Annotated in this window: 15 protein-coding genes; 5 read left to right on the forward strand and 10 right to left on the reverse strand. The window is 43.5% G+C overall.

Features of this window, described 5'->3' with window-relative positions; genetic code table 11:
- Positions 1-105 precede the first annotated feature (105 nt).
- Positions 106-1,263, reverse strand: coding sequence for an acyl-CoA dehydrogenase family protein (locus KI659_RS13820; protein WP_213945955.1), 1,158 nt, complete (start codon positions 1,261-1,263; stop codon positions 106-108).
- Between the two features lie 117 nt (positions 1,264-1,380).
- On the opposite strand from KI659_RS13820, the gene KI659_RS13825 reads away from it, so the two are divergent.
- Positions 1,381-2,031: an HAD family hydrolase gene (locus KI659_RS13825; protein WP_213945956.1), complete on the forward strand. Its 651-nt coding sequence runs from the start codon at positions 1,381-1,383 to the stop codon at positions 2,029-2,031.
- 44 nt (positions 2,032-2,075) lie between these two features.
- Positions 2,076-2,693 (forward strand): DUF4230 domain-containing protein, encoded by a 618-nt coding sequence (locus KI659_RS13830; RefSeq protein WP_213945957.1) that lies wholly within the window; start codon positions 2,076-2,078, stop codon positions 2,691-2,693.
- 2 nt (positions 2,694-2,695) lie between these two features.
- Here KI659_RS13830 and KI659_RS13835 read toward each other — a convergent pair whose 3' ends face one another.
- Both KI659_RS13835 and KI659_RS13840 read right to left on the reverse strand, forming a co-directional pair.
- Positions 2,696-3,208, reverse strand: coding sequence for an acyl-CoA thioesterase (locus tag KI659_RS13835; RefSeq protein ID WP_213945958.1), 513 nt, complete (start codon positions 3,206-3,208; stop codon positions 2,696-2,698).
- Positions 3,201-3,731, reverse strand: a complete 531-nt coding sequence (locus tag KI659_RS13840) for a DinB family protein (RefSeq protein WP_213945959.1) — start codon at positions 3,729-3,731, stop codon at positions 3,201-3,203. The genes KI659_RS13835 and KI659_RS13840 overlap by 8 nt, the downstream gene beginning before the upstream one ends.
- A gap of 70 nt (positions 3,732-3,801) precedes the next feature.
- On the opposite strand from KI659_RS13840, the gene KI659_RS13845 reads away from it, so the two are divergent.
- Complete coding sequence (locus KI659_RS13845; protein WP_213945960.1) at positions 3,802-5,154, forward strand: M20/M25/M40 family metallo-hydrolase; 1,353 nt, start codon at positions 3,802-3,804, stop codon at positions 5,152-5,154.
- Between the two features lie 142 nt (positions 5,155-5,296).
- Positions 5,297-7,324 carry a M3 family metallopeptidase gene (locus KI659_RS13850; protein WP_213945961.1) on the forward strand — a complete coding sequence of 676 codons (2,028 nt, stop codon included), beginning with the start codon at positions 5,297-5,299 and terminating at the stop codon, positions 7,322-7,324.
- Positions 7,325-8,291: 967 nt separating this feature from the next.
- Here the strand turns inward: KI659_RS13850 and KI659_RS13855 are convergent.
- The 3 genes from KI659_RS13855 to KI659_RS13865 form a co-directional block, all read right to left on the reverse strand.
- A complete protein-coding gene (locus tag KI659_RS13855) occupies positions 8,292-9,287 on the reverse strand; it encodes a cation diffusion facilitator family transporter (RefSeq protein ID WP_213945962.1) in 996 nt (331 codons plus the stop codon).
- 60 nt (positions 9,288-9,347) lie between these two features.
- On the reverse strand, positions 9,348-9,686 hold the full coding sequence (gene arsC, locus KI659_RS13860; protein WP_213945963.1) for an arsenate reductase (glutaredoxin): 339 nt from the start codon (positions 9,684-9,686) through the stop codon (positions 9,348-9,350).
- Between the two features lie 63 nt (positions 9,687-9,749).
- On the reverse strand, positions 9,750-9,935 hold the full coding sequence (locus KI659_RS13865) for a CsbD family protein (protein ID WP_213945964.1): 186 nt from the start codon (positions 9,933-9,935) through the stop codon (positions 9,750-9,752).
- Positions 9,936-10,069: 134 nt separating this feature from the next.
- Here KI659_RS13865 and KI659_RS13870 point away from each other — a divergent pair, with 134 nt between their 5' ends.
- Positions 10,070-11,008 (forward strand): tetratricopeptide repeat protein, encoded by a 939-nt coding sequence (locus tag KI659_RS13870; protein WP_213945965.1) that lies wholly within the window; start codon positions 10,070-10,072, stop codon positions 11,006-11,008.
- Here KI659_RS13870 and KI659_RS13875 read toward each other — a convergent pair.
- The 4 genes from KI659_RS13875 to KI659_RS13890 form a co-directional block, all read right to left on the reverse strand.
- Positions 11,001-13,967: a PAS domain-containing protein gene (locus tag KI659_RS13875; protein ID WP_213945966.1), complete on the reverse strand. Its 2,967-nt coding sequence runs from the start codon at positions 13,965-13,967 to the stop codon at positions 11,001-11,003. The genes KI659_RS13870 and KI659_RS13875 overlap by 8 nt on opposite strands.
- 350 nt (positions 13,968-14,317) lie before the next feature.
- Positions 14,318-16,582, reverse strand: coding sequence for an aconitate hydratase (locus KI659_RS13880; protein WP_213945967.1), 2,265 nt, complete (start codon positions 16,580-16,582; stop codon positions 14,318-14,320).
- A gap of 135 nt (positions 16,583-16,717) precedes the next feature.
- A complete protein-coding gene (locus tag KI659_RS13885; protein WP_213945968.1) occupies positions 16,718-18,019 on the reverse strand; it encodes a TIGR00366 family protein in 1,302 nt (433 codons plus the stop codon).
- Positions 18,016-19,035, reverse strand: coding sequence for an aldehyde dehydrogenase family protein (locus tag KI659_RS13890; RefSeq protein ID WP_317195976.1), 1,020 nt, complete (start codon positions 19,033-19,035; stop codon positions 18,016-18,018). The genes KI659_RS13885 and KI659_RS13890 overlap by 4 nt, the downstream gene beginning before the upstream one ends.
- Positions 19,036-19,171: the final 136 nt, after the last annotated feature.

Below are 19,171 nucleotides of genomic sequence, written 5' to 3' on the forward strand. Positions count from 1 at the left end.
TTTTATTATTTTATACTAATATAAAATAAAACTTGTGTTAAAAAAAAGAAAACCACTTTTCCTACTACAGAAAAGTGGTTTTGAAACACTCTATGGTTTTTCAAGTTACGCCAGTATTTTTCTGGCTATCAGCTCTTTCATTATTTCATTTGTACCGGCATAAATCCGCTGCACACGGGCATCGGCATAGGCCCGCGCTACAGGGTATTCCCACATGTATCCATAGCCGCCGTGAAGCTGCACGCATTCATCCGCCACTTGACATTGAAGGTCGGTCATCATCATTTTGGCGGCAGAAGACATGGCCGCATCCACTTTCTTATCATTGTGCAACACCACCAATTGATCGCAATAAATCCTTGCCTGTTCTAGCTTGGCTGCCATCTCGGCAAGTTTAAACCTGGTATTTTGAAAATCAGCAACGGTTTTGCCAAAAGCAGGACGGCTTTTCACATACTCAATAGTTGAATTGAGGGTAAATTCAGCCAAAGACAATGCTGCAAGGGCCACAATTAGCCTTTCTTGTGCAAGTTCGGTCATCAGGTATTTGAAACCTTCACCGGTTTTTCCCATAAGGTTTTCTTTGGGCACCTTCACATCTTCGAAGAATAGTTCGCAGGTATCCTGAGCGTGTAGCCCCACTTTTTCAAAGGGAACCCCCTTGGTAAAACCTTGCATATCTTTGTCCACTAAAAACAGACTAATTCCCTTGGCTCCTAGTGTAGGGTCAGTTTTGGCCGCCACTACTACCACATCGGCCAAATAGCCATTTGTGATAAAAGTTTTGGTGCCGTTGATCAAGTAATGATCGCCTTTATCCTCGGCAGTAGCCCGGATGCTCTGAAGGTCACTTCCCGCGCCTGGCTCTGTCATGGCCACAGCCGAAATGTATTCCCCAGAGATCATCTTTGGGACATATTTCTCCTTGGCTTCTTGAGTGGCGTAGTGAAGCACATAGGGGAAAACAATATCATTGTGCAGCGGATAGCCAATCGCCGGCCCCGCACAGCCGCTCAATCCCAGTTCTTCGGTAAAGATGGCGTTGTACCTAAAATCCTGGATGTCCAATCCACCAAATTCCTCCGGAGCCTGGATACATAGAAATCCGTTTTCCCCAAGTTTCAACCAAGACTCCCGGGAAACCATTTTATTGTTTTCCCAATCCAAATTGTTGGGCGTAATTTCCTTGGCAATAAAATCTCTCAAAGACTGTCGGAACATGTCATGCTCCTCATTGAAAATAGTTCTAGGCAATTTTTGCATTATATTTCGGGTTTATCTTTATCTAAACAGAATAATATTCAAATCAACAATATGATTTTCACCATTGACTTTGTAATATAGTAGAATTATATAAAATTTAAAAAATTAATTTGGATCATGGGCATCAAAGGAGTCATTTTTGACATGGACGGGGTAATACTGAACAACCACCAATTTCACGTGGATGCATGGAAGCAGTTTATCGCAGACCACGGCAAGACAATCACCGATGAGGAGTTTTCAGCAAACTTCAATGGTCGGACTACCGGGCAGGCCTTAAAATACCTTTTCCCAGACATTACTTCGGAAGAAATCGAAACCTTAAAAGAGGAAAAAGAAAGTCTATACAGGAACTTGATTTTACCTACACTCAAAGAAACCGAGGGGCTGACTGATTTTTTGAAACAGTTGAAAGAAAAGGGATACAAAACGGCTGTTGCCACCTCTGCTTATCCCGCCAATGTGGAGTTCACACTTTCGAAACTGGGCCTTCACTCCTATTTTGACTCCATTTTGGATGAGACCTTTGTGAAGCACGGTAAGCCAGACCCGGAAATTTACTCCAAAACCATTGCAGCATTGGGCCTTGAGCCCGGGGAATGCGTGGTGTTTGAGGACAGTTTTTCCGGAATAGAATCAGGCCAGCGTGCAGGGACGGAAGTGATCGGCGTGGTGGGCACCGAAACTGAGGAGAACCTGAAAAAAGTGGTCAAAAGCACTGTCCTAAATTTTGTTAACTTTGAATTTTCCCTTTTGAATAAAGATTAAATCAATAAATTGGGATTAACTTAAAGCTTACTAGATTAAAACTAATGATTAGATTTTTACTCGGAATTGTAGTCACCTTAATAATTGGTTTGGGCGTTTTGTTTTTTATCAACAAAAACGAAAAACAGGAGCAAACGGAGATCAATTCCTCTATGATCCAGGAACAGATAAAAAATGTGGGCAAGCTGGTCGTGGTGGAAGGGCACTTCAGCCAAGTGATGGATTATAAAAACACCCGCCAAAATTTCTTCAGGATTTTTCCCTCCAATAAAAAGGTATTGGTGGTGGTCAATGCTAAAGTGACGGTTGAGTATGACCTAAGCCAACTTCAAACCCATATCGATGAGGAAAACAGAATGGTTTACCTCAATTACATCCCAGACGCTAACATCAACATCTACCCTGATTTGGAGTACTACGATGTGACTCAGGATTATTGGAACCCACTAAAGGCTGAAGACCTGAATAAAATCCGCAAAACGGTCGACAATGTGATCCATGATAAAATCGACAAAAGCGACCTGAAAAAGCGGGCACATCAGAATTTAATTTCCGAGCTGCAGAAAATCTATATCCTGACCAATTCTATGGGCTGGACTCTGGTGTATGATGAGCAGCCTGTGGAGTCACCGGACATGCTCATGAATATCCGTCTCAGATAAGCTTACTGCTGAAGCTTCAGCTTTATGGCCTTTACCCTATCCTTCAATTCCATTTTCGAAATATCCAGATTCTCAGAAGTGGCTTTCAAATAATCAACGACTGCCCCCTCATGCGTCGTCAGCTTTCCTTCTTTTATGGTCACATATTTTAAGGTGGTCCACAGCACGGTTTTCAGTTCCTTTCGAGTATCATCGGTCATATAGTACTCGACCAGCACCGTGTTGTGGTCATACCACAATATCCGGGTCATAATTCTCACCCACTCCCCCACTTTGGCAGGCCGCACATAGCTAATATTGTGATTGTACACCACCCAGGCAGCTTTGTATTTCTTGATAAAATCAATCATTTCTACACCGTACAACTTGGGCACCTGATCTTCCCGGGCATTGAAGAAATAATCAAAATATTTGGCATTGTTGAGATGCTGCAGCGGGTCACAATCTTGAAATCTGATGACTACCCTGCTTTCGGTTTCTTTTGGATAATGCTTTTCCGGATTATATTCAAACATGTCTGGTATACCTCTCTTTTAAAATGTTCATATGATGGATAAAATGCCCGGCCAAAATATTGACAATCGCCCTTGGAGAAATGTTTTTCCCATTTGCCGAACCTACTCTTTGCCAGTCCTGTTCCGAAAAACTGTGCCCCAAAAGCAGAATTGATTTTCTGGTCTGCTTAAAATCCTCCACCAGGTAATCAATAGACAACACATTGCCGTGAGAATGACTTGCGTAATCATCCTCATCAAAACCTGGCAAATTTTGCAGATCCCCTCTGCCAATACACAAAGCTCTATAAGCCATCACCCGCTCCGTATCGGTGATGTGCAAGAGCAATTCCTTTGGGGACCATTTGCCCTCCTGATAAGGAGTCCGCAGCCACTTTTCATCCATTTCCAAAAACTCCTCCTCCACCGTCTCCATTTGCTTGACCAGCAAATCCATCAGGATGGTATCTTCTGGAATCAGTTTCAGGTAGCGGACAAAATATGGATCATATTCACCTTCTTTGGGTACTATGCGCTCATTCATATAAGAAAACTTTCATGCCATGATCAAAAGGTTAAATTTAGCCTTTATTTCCAAACTAATTATTGAAACCATGAAGCAATTAATTGCGCTAGCACTATTTCTCTTAGCCTGGGACCTTTCGGCACAGACCAGGATGATCAACCGAAACCCGGAAATTGAAAAAATGGTAAACGAGGTGAAAGCCGAAAACCTGGAACAATACGTAAGGGACCTGGTGGATTTTGGCACCCGCCATACGCTAAGCGGCACTCAAGATGGAAACAGGGGAATTGTACCCGCTCAGCAATATGTACTGGAAAAATTCCGATCCTTTGAGGCAGATGCAGGCGGAAGACTTTCTTCCGAGATCGACATGTTCGACATCCCAGGTGATGGAAGAAGGATTCCAGAGGATGCAGAAATCGGAAACGTAGTAGCCACACTTAAAGGAACCGACCCAAATGACGACCGGATATTCCTAATCAGTGGCCACTTGGACAGTAGAGCCTCAGATGTCATGGACGCAGAAATTGACGCCCCAGGTGCCAATGATGACGGTTCCGGAGTCGCTGCCGTGATCGAAGCCGCAAGAATATTAAGCAAAATGGAATTTCCCGCCACCATTATCTTCATGGCGGTGTCAGGCGAAGAGCAGGGCCTAATCGGTGCTGCGCATATGGCCAAAAAGGCAAAGGAAGAAGATTGGAATATCGTAGCCATGCTCAACAACGATATGGTGGGCAACAGCTACTCAAGTGAGACCCACATCAAAGACAACACCAGAGTGAGGGTGTTCAGTGAAAGCATTCCTTTACTTGAAACCGAAGAAATGGGCAATATGAGAAGATACACCAATGGTGAAAATGACAGCAAATCCCGCCAACTCGCCAGGTACATCAAGGAAATCGGTGACCGCTATGTAGACCAGTTGGAAGTGAAACTGATTTATCGCAACGACAGGTTCCTGAGAGGCGGTGACCACACTCCATTTGCAAGAGAAGGCTTCACAGCTATCAGAATGACCGAGTACAATGAGAACTACCATTATCACCACCAGGATGTGCGGGTGGAAGACGGACAGCAATACGGGGACCTTCCTGAATTGGTAGACTATGAGTACCTGAGAAAGATCACCGCAGTGAACTTGGCCACTTTAGCTAGTTTGGCGGCAGCCCCATCTGCCCCCGAAAATGTGGGAATCGATGTAAGCAGACTTGTCAATACCAGCACCCTAAAATGGGAAAAACCAGCTACCGGAAATCCAAAAGGTTATTATGTCCTGATGAGAGAAACAGATCAATCCATGTGGGAAAAGAAGTTTTACACAGAAGACCTTGAGTTGACCGTCCCCTACTCCAAGGACAACTATTTCTTTGCCGTGCAGGCAGTGGATGAGAAGGGAAATGAAAGTTTGGCTGTATTTCCAAGGCCCTTGAGAAGGTAAACCCAAAAGCTGTCTCCCATCAGGAGGCAGCTTTTTCATTTTTAAGCCTACTCCTATTTTTTCTCCCCCTATTTGAACACCGAGGTTATTCAAGAGTTTTGTATTTTTACAAACAGACAAAGACACACAAACCAATTAATATATGAATCCATTGTTGGAAAAATTTGACACTCCATTTGAAACCCCACCTTTTGAGAAAATAAAAACTGAGGACTTTTTGCCGGCGATAAAAGAAGCCATTGAGCTTTCCAAAGCAGAAATTGAAAAAATAAAGGCAAACGAAAACCCGACTTTTGAAAACACCATTGAGGCAATGGACAACGCCGGAGAGAAACTAAACGTAATTTCCTCCATCTTTTTCAACCTCAACTCTGCCGAGACAAACGACGATATCCAGAAATTGGCCAGAGAAATCTCCCCTTTGCTCACCGCTTACAGCAATGATATCCTATTGGACAAGGAGTTATTTGATAAAGTGGATGCCGTACACCAGCTAAAGGACAAGCTGTCCCTGGACGAGGAGCAGCAGATGCTTTTGACCAAAACCTACAAGTCCTTTGTGAGAAATGGCGCAAACCTTAATGAGGAAGACAAAACCAAGCTGAGGGAGATAGACAAGGAGCTTTCCCAGCTTAGCCTTCAGTTTGGTGAAAATGTGCTGGCCGAAACCAATAAATACGAAATGGTAATCGAGCAGGAAGAACAACTCGAAGGACTCCCTGATTCCATAAAAGAAGCGGCCGCCCATACAGCCACCGAAAAAGGGCATGATGGCAAGTGGGTCTTTGACCTTTCATTTCCGAGCTATGTCCCATTTATGACTTATGCCAAAAACAGAGAGCTGAGAAAAGAGCTTTTCATAGCCTATAACACCAAAGCCTCCAAAGGCGACAACCTGGACAATAAAGAGATTATCAAAAAGCTTTTAAAGCTTAAAAATGACCGCATCAAGCTCTTGGGTTATGAGAAATATGCCAGCTTCATTTTGGAGGAAAGAATGGCCAAAAGCCCTGAGAGCGTGTTGAACTTCTTAAATGACCTGATGGTAAAAGCCAAGCCTTTTGCAGAGAAAGAGGTGAAAGAGTTGACTGAGTTTGCCAAAAAACTTGACGGGCTGGAAAAGCTTGAAAAGTGGGACTTTGGCTATTATGCAGAGAAACTCAAAAAGGAGAAGTATGCCGTAGATGACGAGTTGTTGAGACCTTATTTTGAATTAAAAAGCACAGTAAACGGTGTATTTACCACAGCTGAAAAGCTTTTTGGAATCACATTTAAAGAGAATATAGATATCCAGGTCTATCACCCTGATGTAACCGCCTATGAGGTATTGGACAACCAGGGCAACCACCTTGCAGTATTTTACGCTGATTTCTTCCCTAGAGCAGGCAAGAGAAACGGAGCCTGGATGACCAGCTATAGAGGGCAAAAAATCAAGGACGGCAAAAACCAAAGACCGCATGTGAGCATTGTGTGCAATTTCACCAAGCCCACCAAAACCAAGCCTTCCCTGCTCACATTCAATGAGGTGACCACCTTGTTTCATGAGTTTGGCCATGCCCTTCACGGCATGCTTGCCAACACAAAATATGAGTCCCTTTCTGGCACCAGCGTGTATTGGGATTTTGTGGAGCTACCTTCGCAGATCTTCGAAAACTGGTGTTATGAGAAAGAATGCCTGGACCTTTTCGCCAAGCACTATGAGACCGGTGAAAAGATTCCAGAGGAGCTAATCGAGAAAATCAAGGCTTCAAGCAACTTCCACCAAGGCTACCAGACCATCCGCCAGATCAGCTTCGGGTTACTGGACATGGCCTACCATAGCACGGACCCCGACAAGATTGCTGATATTCCTACTTTCGAAAAGCAGGCTATGAGCCAAACGGAACTGTTGCAACCGGTGGAAGGTACGTTGATGAGCACCTCCTTTTCCCACATCTTCCAGGGCGGGTATGCAGCAGGTTATTACAGTTATAAATGGGCTGAAGTGCTGGATGCAGATGCCTTTGAACTATTTCTGGAAAAGGGGATTTTCAATGAACAGGTAGCAAAGTCCTTTCAGGAGAACATTCTATCCAAAGGTGGAAGCAGACACCCTTTGGAGCTTTACAAAAATTTTAGGGGCAGGGAGCCCAAGCCAGATGCCTTGTTGAAACGGGCCGGATTGGTATAAAATAACAAAAGGGGATGATAGATCATCCCCTTTTGTTTTAACTAAAGTAAATTTTTATACCATATCTAAAAAGTAAGGTTTGAAAATTAAATTACTACGATGAATCCGATGATAACGGCCCATGCAATCGCTGAAAGGGTTAAAAACACCTTGAATTTTTTGTCCTCGTTCATGATAATATAGTTATTTGGTTAATTGATTTCTTTAATATGTACGCAAGGTACATTAAAGATTGTTCAAAATCAACTTTTATAGGTACAAAATACACTTTTACGTAGTTAATTTTACAAAAGATGGCCGTAAACGTCTACGTGGCAGATTTTATTATAAAAAAAATATTTTTTATTCTTTGGAAATTTATCGAATGGGCTAATTTTCTTTGCTTTTGGATCAATGTTAGGAATCATGGTCGGCCAGGAGAAAGAAGGATCTGAGGACAGTATATTTACTAATTCCCTTTCCTGAAAAAACGAAAGGGATGCTTTCGCATCCCTTTCATAGTGTGTAATTTTCTACCATATTAAAAAGTTTTAATGTGGAAACTGCATGGTGACAGTACAAGTGAACAAACGATAGCTCCTAAATCACAATTATGAAGCCGATTATGATAGCCCAAATAATTGCGGATAAAGCTATAAATACCTTGAATTGCTTTTCCTCGTTCATGACCTTTTTGCGTTTTATAGATTCTTGACCAGTTACTTAATACATATGCAAGATACATAATTTCAGGTTTTAAATCAATATTTTTAGGCATCAAACACAAAATATTTATTTGATTTTAACGATCCTTTCCAAACATAGCCCAAATATTATAAAATTTTCAATTCAAAATATAACTTAACCTTTTGGATTTAATTTTTTTAGAAATCAATAGACATAGGGTTTACTAAACATTTTATCCCAAAACCTGTTAAGCCGGACAATGAATTGATTCCCAATTTTTTAAGGAAAATTTGACAGAATTTTATCGCTTGGTAAGATCGTGGTAGTGCTTTTGGTTCTTGGCCATATTTACGGCATTCCACCTCACCCTTTTGATCATCTCATATTCCCGAACTTTGCAATCTGTAATTTGGCAGTAATGACAGCACTTAAACGGCACACACGGGTCCACATGAACGAACACCTCAATATAACCCGGCAAGTTTTCCTTCAGCACATCTTCAACCTCCTCTACCTCGTCATGGACTTTCTTGAGATCGTAGTAGTATGGAAGAGTCAGGTGAAGGTCAATATGCTTATCAGGGCCATATTGCTGAACCCGCATATTATGAATATCAATCCAATTGTTTTTCCTGCTCAAGTTTAGGACTTTCACCGCATCAGCCATGGCTATCGGGTTGGTTTCATCCATCAACCCCGCTACTGATTTCCTTACCAAGAGATACCCATTGTAAAGGATGTAGCCTGCGAAAAACAAAGAAAACACGCTGTCCAACATATACAGACCCGTCCAGTAGATCACCCCAACACCTACCAGCAACACCAAACTCGACACCGCGTCGGTTTGTAGGTGGCGCCCGTCGGCCTCTAAAGTTAAGCTATGTAGCGCCTTGCCTTTTTTATAAAGCACTAATCCCAGCAGGCCGTTTATCAAGCCACTTATTCCTACTAGGAACATGCCGGTAGGAAGATGCTCCAGAGGTTCTATGACAAATAAGCCGTAAATGGCCCTGTAAATTATAAAAACCCCAGCGAGCATGATCAAGGTCCCTTCTATCCCCGCACTAAAGAACTCGATTTTCCCGTGTCCATAGGGATGGTTTTCATCCTTTGGCTGGGCAGAAAGGTAAATACTGTAAAAGGCAAATCCCGAGGCAATTACATTCACTATGCTCTCGAGGGCATCCGTGAGTATTGCTGTTGAATTGGTAATGTAGTAGGCATAGAATTTCACCATAAGCAAAACTACGCTTACAATAACCGAAAGCACGATCCATTTTTTTCTCTCAGAATACACCTTGACACTCAACTAGGATGGGACATGTTACCAAAAAAAATCCCTCAAAAAGAGGGCAAATTAAATAAGGCTTTTTACATTTTCAGGTGGCCTGCCAATGACCGCTTTATCACCTTTTATGATTACTGGCCTTTCCATCAGGATAGGATTTTCTGCCATGGCCCTGATCACCTCTTCGGCAGTAAGGTTTTTATCTTTGAAATTTTCCTTCCACACTTTTTCGTTCTTTCTTACCAAGTCTATCGGTTCCACCCCCAGCTTTCCGACCAGTGACTTCAGATCTTCTGCATTCAGTGGGGAATCAAGATATTTGACCACCTCAGGATTAAGGTTGTTATCCTGCAAAATTTTCAAAGCCTCTCTGCTCTTTCCACAGCGGGGATTATGCAATATTTTCATGTGATAAGGTTTTTGATGGAAAATAAAGGTACAAAAAAAGCCGGATAAACCGGCTTTAGATATTTAATCATCAAAAAGGGTCTTTTTGAGATTGTCTTTGGTTTCTCCAGTCTTTTTCTGAAGCTTGCCCAATAGCTCATCCTCTTTTCCTTCGATATAGGTTAGATCATCATCGGTCAAGTTACCGTATTGTTGTTTTAACTTGCCCTTGAGCTCATTCCAGGTTCCTTTCAATTTCAAATTGGCCATAGTGGTTATATTTATGTTTATGATACGTTCCACTATCCAAAAACTATTCCACGTTCCTAAGCCATTTTGAGAAATTGCCAGCATGATTGCAAACCTTTCCTTAACTTTGCACCAGCTTCAAAAAAATCCCTATTATGAAATTCCATTACCTGCATTTATTTCTTTTATTTGCCTTGACTACCGTTTCATCCTGCGACAGTCCAGAGGACAAAAAGGGGAGATTTTTACTCAAAGGAAACAACCAGATACAGGAAAATGACTACGCAGGCGCCATACGTTTTTATGACGAGGCGTTGAGAATTGATGAGAATTTTGCCGAGGCACACCACAACCGCGGCATTGCCAATTATAAATCGGCCAACCTTGCCGCCGCAATCCAGGATTTTACAAACGCTATCCAAATAAACCCTGATTACACCGATGCCATCCATCAACGAGGGCTCGCCTACCTGGATCAGGGGGAGTATTACAAATCGCTGGAGGACGCTAACCGCCTGATTAAATCCGAGCAAGAGGACAGCAGGGGGTATTTTCTAAGGGGATTGGCAAATGAGGCAGTAAAAAGACATGAAGAAGCCCTAAACGATTTTGAAACGGCTTTGGGCCTCAATCCCAACAACCCGGATCTGTTGGTCAACAGGGCTACTATTTATTTTTACTTGGACAGATTTGACCTTGCGGAAAATGACCTTCAACAGGCCCTTGACCATGCGCCTAGAGAGTCCAACATTTTCAACCTGCAATCCATGATTGAATTTGAGCGGGGCGAGTATCAAAAAGCACTGGAGTCGGTAGAAAAAGCAATTGCGCTAAATTCTCGGCAGCCATTCTTTTACAACAATAGGGGCTTGTATAGAATCAAAACCGGAGAAATGGAAAAAGGGCTGGAAGACATTAATTTCAGCCTTAAGCAAAATCCACGCAACCTATATGCCCTGAGAAACAAAGGCATCTATTACTACTATGCAGGCCAGAAAACGCAGGCGCTTCAATATCTGGAAGAAGTCTACCAAAAGGACGCTTCCATCCCCTTGACCGCTGAATACCTGGAAAAATCCAAAAACCTTAATTGACCCTGATCAGGTGCTTAATCTCTGTTAACAAAGCCTTGGCATTAATAGGTTTGGAAACAAACCCGTCAAAACCATTCATTGCAATTTGGTCCTGAATTTCGGTTCTATTGGCTGCCGTCAAGGCAATTACCGGCACGCTGGAAATTGACTTAATGGTTTCGGTGGCCAAAAACCCATTCATTACCGGCATTTGTATATCCATCAGCACGATATCGTAGTGCTTTTTACCCACCGCATCCACGGCTTCCAAGCCATTGCTTACCCGGTCAAACTGGTAGCCCCATTTCTTTATGATCTTGCCCAACACCAAAGCATTAACTTCATTGTCCTCGGCTACTAGAATTTCAAGTTTCTGAGAAGGGATATTGGGATTAAATTCGGCGGATTGATCCATTTCGCTATCTTTTTTGGTTTCGTGGTTATTGGCTAAGGGTAAACTCAACATGAAATAAAACCTGCTCCCCTCCCCGACTTTGGAGTCAAGATGGATCTGGCTTCCCATTTTGTCGAGCAGCTTTTTGGTGATGGAAAGACCAAGGCCCGTCCCACCATATTTGCGGCTAAACGAACTGCTCACCTGTTCAAAGTCGTCGAAGATTTTGGAATGAAACTCTTGGGGAATCCCAACCCCGGTATCGACTACCTCAAAGTTAAAGTCTGCTCTCCCATCCCTAAATCCGGCAAACCCAACATTCACATCCACCTGCCCTTTTTTGGTAAACTTCAGGGCATTGGTCAACAGGTTATTTAAAATCTGTCCTATTCTGACCTTGTCACCCATTACTTCAAAATCCATATTGCCGATAAAGCTCATATTCAACTCATTACCGGTATCTGTGGCGTGAAAGCTCAAACCGTTCACCACCATCTCAACCAAATTCTGGATTTTGATGGGAGCTGATTCCAGTTTGATTTTCCCAAACTCTATTTTCTGAAAATCCAACAAGTCATTGATGATAGTAATTAAGTTTTCTGTAGCGAAATTGATGGTCTTCAAGGAGGATTCTAACCCATTTGGCAGGTTTTCCTGCAACAGGGAATATACCGATCCGGAGATCGCATTGAGCGGAGTGCGGATCTCATGGCTGATCATGGACAGGAATTCCGACTTGGTTTTGCTGGCCTGTTCGGCGGCTGATTTGGCCTGCTCCAGCTTGGACTCGGTCTGCTTGATTTCCGTGATATCGGTGAAGTAACCATACCAGGTAATCTCGCCGTTGGAAAGTTTCTCAGGAATGGAGCTGGCCTGGACCCATTTGTAATTCTCCCCATTTTCGGAAAGTATCCTAAACTGCCCATGCCAAGGCTTGAAACTTTGGGCTGATTGCAATATCCCTTCCACAAACTCTTCCACATCCTTGGGATGGATCCTGTTTAGGACCGCCTCAAATCCTCCATGCTGGTCAAATTCCTCCTCGCTGATCCCAAAAATCCTATTGATACCACTGCTGATGTAAGGAAATTGCAGCTTGCCATCCTCACCGCAAACCAACTGGTAAAGTACTCCGGGCATCTGATCCGTTACTCTTTGCAAAAACTGGTGGGATTCTTTCAGCGAAGCTTCCAACATGATCCTATCAGAAATATCTCTGGACATAGCCAAAACATATTCCTTGCCGCCCAATTTCACGAGCTTGGTATTCAGCTCCACGGGCACGCTTTCTTTTCCTATGATATGATGCTCACTTAGCGAAAGAAGGGACTTCTGCTTTCTCAGATTCTCCAAATGCTTTTCCCAACTTCCAGGTTTTCTAAATGCCGGCTCAAGCACCCTTAAATTCATCGGGCTCTTTTCCTCCCCTTCCTTCAGAATCCTTTCCTTGGCCTCCTCATTTTGGAAAATAATATTTCCATCCAGCTCCGCCACCTGCACAGCGTCTGGTGTAAGGTTGAATATTTCTTTGAACAACCCAAGGTTGACCATCACCTCTTCTTCTTGGGTGATGTCCTGAAGGGTACCAAAGGCTTTCTTCAAAACCCCATTTTCGGTCTCGCCTTTTCCAATGATCTTTACCCATTTGAAATTGTTTTCCTGGGTGGAAATCTGAACCTTGGTTTCAAATGACTTCCCGCTCTCGAGCAGTTCGCCAAAAGCAGCTTTTAATTTGGTCCTACATTCAGGCACACAAAGCTGAATCCATTCGAATATATCATAGCGGTTACCAGCAGGGAATTCATAAATATCATAAATCTCTTGGCTCCAAAAGGTGCGGTAAGTCAACAAATCCACTTCCCAAACCCCAAACTTGGCAGCCAGCTCTCCCATTTTGAAGAGTTGGTTTTGGGAATCCAAGGCCAACTGTTGGGACTTGAGGTTGTCTATGTCCCTGCCCACAGCGTGGAGCTTATCATGCTTATAGGAAACATTCCACTGCAACCATTTATAAGACCCTGACTTGGATTTAAACCTGAAGGAAAAGGATGTGGACCCGTTTTGAAGCTTAGCCTCCTGAAGAGCTGTTCTGAATGCCTCCCGGTCTTCGGGATGCACAAATAGGATCAAACTGGTGTTGGCAAATTCAGAGGGTAGATACCCTAGTAAATTGGTAATTGAATTACTGACCCAATGAAAAGAGGTCCCCTCCCCTATACCAAAAATATCTAGGCTGTTTTCAAAAAGTGGCAATGGAGAGGCATTGATCGGCTCGGGACTGCTGCTTATTTTCTTGCCTTTATGGAAGAGTAAGTAGTTCTCCCCCAGCCCTTTATTTCTTTCAAACTCAAATGAGAAAAGGCGCTCATTCAACTGAAAAGTAACCCGGTCGTTATTCTCAAAACTGGTAATATCTACACCTAAGCCTAACAGTGATTCTTTTTCAAGATTATACCCTACTGCTTCCTTAAAGGCTGCATTGACATAAAAAATCGTAAAAGGCGTTTCTCCATCTGCCATAAAAATCAGATCCGATGAGGCATCGATGATTTTTTTAAAAGTAGAATGGATCCCTCTGTTTTCCATCTGTTTATTTGTAGTTCAAAAACTGATTTTTGTATTTCATACAAATTTGATTAAATAATTGAATAAAACAAACCTTATATACAAAATAATTTACACACAGTTACAGGTGAATTACAATGGTTTACCGCCCTTTTATATATAAAGATTGGTGCCAATTGGCCTATAGGTACATTTTACCAAAAAACTAACCTAAAAAAGGCCGCTCAATTTGAGCGGCCTTTCAGCAATTTATTCAATTTCCGTTCCTCGGCTTTCGGTCTTCCGTCTTCGGTCTCCCGTCTTCCGTCTTCGGTCTCCCGTCTCCCGTCTTCGGTCTCCCGTCTCCCGTCTTCGGTCTCCCGTCTCCCGTCTTACTTATTCTTCTCCTTGATCAAGTTCAAAGCAGAACCGGCTTTAAACCAACCGATCTGACCTTGGTTGTAAGTATGCAACACCTCGATCTCATTCTTGGAACCATCAGCATGGTTAAGAACCACCGTCAAAGATTTGCCCGGAGCAAAGCTTTCCAAGCCAACGATGTCGATGTTGTCATCTTCCTGGATCAAATCATAATCTGCAGGATTGGCAAATGTCAAAGCCAACATTCCTTGCTTCTTCAGATTGGTTTCGTGGATCCTGGCAAATGACTTCACCAAGATAGCTCTAACGCCCAAGAACCTTGGCTCCATGGCCGCATGCTCTCTAGAAGAACCCTCTCCGTAATTTTCATCACCTACCACGATAGAACCGATGTTGTGCTGCTTGTAATGTCTCTGCACAGCTGGAACCTCTCCGTACTCACCAGTCAATTGGTTTTTTACAGAGTTGGTCTCCTCATTGTAAGCATTCACAGCTCCTATGAGCATGTTGTTGGAAATGTTATCCAAGTGGCCTCTGAATCTCAACCATGGACCAGCCATAGAGATGTGGTCAGTGGTACACTTGCCTTTTGCTTTGATCAAAAGCTTCAACCCATTCAGGTCAGTACCTTCCCAAGGCTGGAATGGCTCAAGCAACTGCAATCTTTCTGACTGTGGATCAACAATTACGTTGACACTGCTACCCTCTTCGGCTGGAGCCTGGTATCCTGCATCCTCAACTGCAAAACCTTTGGTTGGAAGTTCCAAACCAGTTGGTTCATCAAGTTTCACCTGCTCACCGTTCTCATTGGTCAAGGTATCTGTCAATGGATTGAAGGTCAAGTCACCTGCAATAGCCATAGCAGTCACAATTTCCGGAGACGCTACAAATGAGTGCGTATTTGGGTTACCATCAGCTCTTTTTGCAAAGTTACGGTTGAATGAAGTGATGATGGAGTTCTTCTCCTTCTTCTCAGCACCGTGACGCGCCCACTGTCCGATACATGGACCACAAGCGTTGGCCAAAACCACTCCGCCCATAGAACCAAATGTATCCAGGAAACCGTCTCTTTCTACGGTAAATCTTACCTGCTCAGAACCAGGTGTGATGGTATATTCAGATTTCGCTTTCAAGTTCTTGTCAACGGCCTGCTGGGCCAAAGAAGCTGCGCGAGAAATATCCTCGTAAGAAGAGTTGGTACAAGAACCGATCAAACCTACCTCTAACTTGGCTGGCCAGTCGTGCTTCTTCACCGCTTCAGCAAACTTGCTGATCGGCCACGCCAAGTCCGGAGTGAAAGGACCGTTGATGTGTGGCTCCAACTCAGAAAGGTTGATTTCTATCACCTGATCGAAATACTGCTCTGGATTATTGTACACTTCATCATCACCAGTAAGATGTTCTTTCACCCCATTGGCCAAGTCAGCTACGTCAGCTCTGTCAGTACCTCTTAAGTAGGCTTCAGATTTTTCATCGTAACCAAAGATGGAAGTTGTAGCACCGATTTCCGCTCCCATGTTACAGATGGTACCTTTACCGGTTGCGGAAAGGTTTCTGGCACCTTCACCGAAATATTCAACTACAGCACCGGTTCCACCTTTTACCGTAAGGATACCGGCCACTTTTAGGATTACATCCTTTGCAGAAGCCCAACCAGAAAGTTTACCTGTCAATTTAACCCCGATAAGCTTTGGAAACTTCAGTTCCCAAGGCAAACCAGCCATTACGTCGCAGGCATCAGCACCACCGACACCGATAGCAACCATACCTAGACCACCGGCGTTTGGGGTGTGGGAATCGGTACCGATCATCATACCCCCTGGGAAAGCATAGTTCTCCAATACTACCTGGTGGATGATACCCGCACCCGGCTTCCAGAAGCCAAGTCCGTATTTATTAGAAACAGAGCTAAGGAAATCATATACCTCTCTGTTTTTGTCTTTAGCTTTGTCCAAATCAGCCGTGGCTCCAACCTCAGCTTGGATCAAGTGATCACAGTGAACTGTGGAAGGCACAGCAACCTGGTCTCTTCCTGCTTGCATAAACTGCAATAGAGCCATTTGCGCAGTTGCATCCTGCATGGCTACTCTATCAGGCTGGAAATCCACGTAAGACGCTCCTCTTTCGAAGGCCTCAGAAGCTTCCCCCTGCGATAGGTGGGCATAAAGAATCTTTTCAGTTAAAGTCAGTGGCTTACCCACCGCTTTTCTTGCAGCCTCTATACGCTCTGGAAATTTAGCGTATACTGCCTTGATCATTTCTATATCAAATGCCATTTTGAAATGAATTATTTAAAGAATTTATTTAGTTTCAAATTAATCTCAGGCAAAGATAAAAAAATAGAGGTAAAATTGAAGGATTAAATGCTTGCCATTCTTATTTAGAAAATGTATAAAAGAGCGCCAATCCTGCTAAAACATCAGGTAAACCCCTACTCCTAAGACCATGGCAGCTACAATGAACACCAAGGCTGTGTACTTGATCACTTCCTTTGCTGACACGCCGGTGATGGCCAAAAGCGGCAAAGCCCAAAAGGGCTGCAGCATATTGGACAGCTGGTCCCCATAGGCCAAAGCCATGATCACTTTGGCATACGGCAACCCAAAAGCCCGGGCGGCCTCCATCACTACTGGCCCCTGCACGGCCCACTGCCCTCCTCCCGAGGGAACAAACAAATTAATAAGGGCGGCGCTGAAAAAGGTCCAAACCGGAAATGTGGACGGGGACGAATTTTCCACAAAGAAGCCTGCCACCAAAACCAACAGTCCAGAATACTTTAAAACACCCAAAATCCCAGCGTAAAACGGAAACTGCAACACAATGCCAGTAGCGCCCCCGATGGCATTTTGAATAGCTTTTACATAATTATTGAGATCAAGATGCAGGCATAGCCCCAAACCCAACAGGAAAAAGTTGACAAAATTAAGGGTGATAAAACCCAGGCCTTTTTCCGGTATGTTGAAGAAATCGAAAAGGCTCAAACCCAAAATCACCAATCCCACTATTAAGCCCAAATAGTTCTTGGGGGTAGCCAGTTTTAAAAAGTCAACTTGAGGGGGAGGGTATGATCCGGTATTATTTCTTTTGGATAAAATGACAAAAGTCATCAGTATAGCCACCACCAAAATGGCGTTGATGACAAAATTGAATTGGCTCAACAGGGTTTCTTCCACTCCTATCACCCCGATCTTGTCTACCAGGAAATGATTAGGTTCGGCTACTTTCAAAGGAGCCGAGCCCGAAAAACCCCCATGCCATACCAACATGCCCACATAACCTGCTGCAGCCACAAGTGGATAATTGATGCTAATGCTATCCCGCTGGCATTGTTCGCCGATTTTCCTGGCCAGCACAGCGCCCAGTATCAAGCCAAAACCCCAGTTGATGTATCCGGCAAGAAGTGTAACCGCTGCCGTGAGGATCACAGCGGCCGTATTGCTTTTGGCCTTTTGGGCCAAAGCAGCCAATCCCTTGTCTACTATTGGAGAAATGGCCAAGGCGTGACCAAAGATCAGGATCAGCACCATCTGAAGGGTGAATTCCAACAGCTCCCAAAAACCCATTTTCCAAAACTCCAACACCTCAAAAGCATAGGCCCCAAGGCCCACATTTTCCGGTCTGGTAAATAAAATTGCCCCAGCCAAACAGAAAACTGTCAGCAACAGGGCAATCTCAAAAGGTGATGGAAAAGTAAGCTTCAGGCTGGATTTCATTTCAGGTCAATCAAAAAAGCCATGGTATCCACATTGTCGGCATAATCTTCCAATCCCGGACACTGCGCATCCCCAAATGGCAAACTATTTTTCAACTGCCCTTCCTTGCTTACCACGCATTGAATTTTATCAGTATAGGAGGAAAGCTTGCTCTCCAATTCCTGTTGGTCCTCATAAATCTCATAATAAAGTACTGAAATCGGCGAAACCAAACCCTCCCCTTTTGTCAATAGCAAAAACCCATTGTCCAAATGCGGCTGCTGATTGACCAGGTAAATGGACTTGTTGTAATCGTAATTATTACGGTACTTATGGTGGTTGATCACCGATTCAAAGGGCTGTATAGCCTTGAGGAAGTCCTGCAACTGCTCCTCATTGGGAAGAAACACTTTAGAAATATTCCTGCAGCCCAAGCCATAATATTGAAAAATATCATGGCCCAAAGCCAGGTAATCCTTTTCCCCTTCCTCACCTGTGAACACAGCCACTGAACTGCGGTTTTTCCGGATGATGTTAGGATATTTGCCAAAGTAATACTCAAAATAACGGGCCGAATTATCACTGCCCGTAGCAATATAAGCATCCATTCCCTTGAGCATGGACTCAAAATAGATGTAATCCGCAAATCGGGGCTCCGCTGCCACCAACTCCTCAGCAAGCCATTTCATGAGAACCTCATCGTTGGAACTGAGTTTACCGTGAAACTCATGACCGCTCAAAAGCACGGTCATAAAATCATGAAAACCAACCGCAGGCACGTTTCCAGCCATCAACACCCCTATTTTTCTTGGGCTCTCAATGCTTACAAGGTCATATTTCCCCAGCCAATCGGCCAAAGCTTTTTCCTGCAAAAAGACCTGCAAGCCTTCCAGCGCTGACCGGGTCTGCTCCTGAGTAAACCAATTATTGTTGTTTTCTACTCTTCTGGACAAGGTTTCAAACTCTTCTTCAGAGAGGTTTTCAAGGGTTTTACCTAGATTTACAAAGGCCTGTATTCTTTCTTGGAGGGTCATCATCGTACTAATTTAGGGAAGCAAAGATAAAAATTAAAGCCCTAAACCATACAGGGCATTTGTAAATCATTAAGAACGATTATAAATTAGTTAGCACACTAACATTATTATTGGGAGATTGTTAATTGCTTATTAGATT

The organism is Litoribacter ruber (assembly GCF_018449405.1).
GTDB classification, from domain to species: domain Bacteria; phylum Bacteroidota; class Bacteroidia; order Cytophagales; family Cyclobacteriaceae; genus Litoribacter; species Litoribacter ruber.